The 2,005-nt window shown below is 67.4% G+C and carries 2 protein-coding genes; one reads left to right on the forward strand and one right to left on the reverse strand.

Features of this window, described 5'->3' with window-relative positions:
- Positions 1 to 115: 115 nt before the first annotated feature.
- A complete protein-coding gene (locus ACFHWY_RS28320) occupies positions 116 to 589 on the forward strand; it encodes a hypothetical protein (protein ID WP_416583297.1) in 474 nt (157 codons plus the stop codon).
- A gap of 903 nt (positions 590 to 1,492) precedes the next feature.
- On the opposite strand, the gene ACFHWY_RS28325 is transcribed toward ACFHWY_RS28320, so the two are convergent.
- Positions 1,493 to 2,005, reverse strand: a 513-nt coding sequence (locus tag ACFHWY_RS28325; RefSeq protein WP_416583298.1) for a hypothetical protein, incomplete at its 5' end; no start/stop codon positions are given.

The raw sequence follows: 2,005 nt of genomic DNA on the forward strand, positions 1-2,005 counted from the left end.
ACCAGCCGCAGCGCATCATCGACGGAGACGCGTTCTTCGTCGCGATCAGCAGGTGAACAGCGGCGGTGGTGCCCCTTTCCGGGGCACCACCGCCGCTCAGCGGAGAGGTTCGACGATGAGTACGGCGGCAGAGGCCGTGGTGGCGACGTACGAAGGTGTGGTCCTGGTACGGGACGTCGGTGTGGACACACACGCCGACGAACGTGCGGCGTCCGAGGCGGCGCGGATCCCGGGCAGCCGGGGCGGAAGGATGATCGTCGCCGCCGGGACAGTGCTACGGATCCGGTGCGGGGATCAGCTCACCCGTCCGTGGGTGCGGTTGGCGGTGCACGAAAACGAGGGGCCGTTGCGGCTCACGGTGATCAGCGGCCGCATTGGTGTCGACACCGACGAGGGAATCGTGTGTGAGATGTCGGTGGCACCCGGCACGTACCGGGTGATGGTCGAGCATCAGGGTCGGGAGGAGGTCCAGACGGCGGCGCGCGAGGTGGAGACCCGCACCCTGTACGCCGACGCCGCAACGACACACGCCGCATGGCGACGGCTGGACGGGATCGAGCGGTTCCGGGTGCACCTCTGGCCCGAATGACGGCAGCCGGAGGCAGAGGCCGGTGCCAACTCCTTACGCAGGGACTTCCCGCGACCCTGGTCCATCGCCCTCACTACTGTCACGCGATCGCCCTTGCGTCCCGGCACATCCATCGGAGTCAGGACAGTTCGCGGATGAACGGCGATAGGAGCAGACCCAGCTACGGCGACGCGACCGATCGACGACCCGCTCGCCACTGCAGGCACTGCATAATATGCCGATCTTGGTGGTGGCGGCGCACAACCTTCACTACGCGTGGACCTGCACGCCAGGTTCCAACACCGGTAGGTTGCTGCGCCCAGCTCGGCTTTCGCCATATCAGGAGGCGTAGGTCGGTACGGTGCCTCACCACTCCGCGATCACTCGGATCCGGCTTCCCGCTTAGCTGCTCGCTGTAGTTGAGGCATGACGTGAATGTGATCCTCATGTTTGACTGTCGGGTATGCGAGCGGGGCAGGCGCGGCTGGCGATCGATTGTGGAAGCGCCACGACGACCGCGGTCCTGGCCTGGCCGGACGGATCCTGGTCACCGCTGCTGTTCGACGGCGAACCCTCGTTACCCAGCGCTGTGCTCGTCGCTCGCGATGGGTCGGTGGTGACGGGACAACGGGCCTGGCAAGCGGCCACCGCCGACCCACAGCGCTTTATTCCCCGTCCCCGACGCCCCGGCGACGAGCAGGTAAGCGTGGCCGATGTGCAGGTGGCGCCGGTGGATCTGGTGGCGGCAACCCTGCGGCGGGTCATGGATGAGGCCCGGGCGGTGGCCGACGGGCCGGTGGAGGACGTACGGCTGGTAGTACCGGCGGGCTGGGGCCCGCGGCGACGCACGTGGCTGCGCCACGCCGCTCACCGTGCGGGTCTGCCTCATCTCAGCCTGACAGACAGGGCTACGGCGCCAATGCACTACGAGCCTGCCGACCCATTTCCGGCTCGGGTATCGAACACCCTTCCGGTGCGGGAGTTGATCCATTCCTGTATGCGCCGACGCTGCCAGTAGCGGATGACACCTTGTATCGGCGCTGGCTGTTCGTCGTCCGGCCGGGGCAGGTAGCCGTCCTCGTCCCGGTCCCACGCGGGCTTGCTGAGGCCGACGTACTTGTCCCAGGCACCTTGCGAGACGTCGAGAAGCTTGCGGAACTCGGAGGCGGACATGAGCTCTGCGGGGTCTCCGTCGAGGTCGACGTGGTGGACCCGTGCGAGTGAGGTCTCAACGATCCGTGGCAGGACGACATCCCGGACGGTCTCCAGCGCGTCGATCGGAAACCAGGCTTTCCGGCCCTGGATCGTCGCTGCAGGCCAGCCGGATCCCTGTGCTCGCTGCTTCGGGGAGGTCTTGAGCCGTACCGTCTGTTCGGGGCTCTTCGAACTTAAGCGGGGTTGAGGTGTCCGCGGTGGCGGCGGGTGGTCGCGGTGCGG

The organism is Micromonospora sp. LOL_024 (genome assembly GCF_048060415.1).
GTDB lineage: Bacteria > Actinomycetota > Actinomycetes > Mycobacteriales > Micromonosporaceae > Micromonospora.

What these genes read in the sequence shown, in the direction of transcription:
- ACFHWY_RS28320 (WP_416583297.1), top strand. Translation starts at nt 116, where the DNA reads ATGAGTACGGCGGCAGAGGCCGTGGTGGCGACGTACGAAGGTGTGGTC.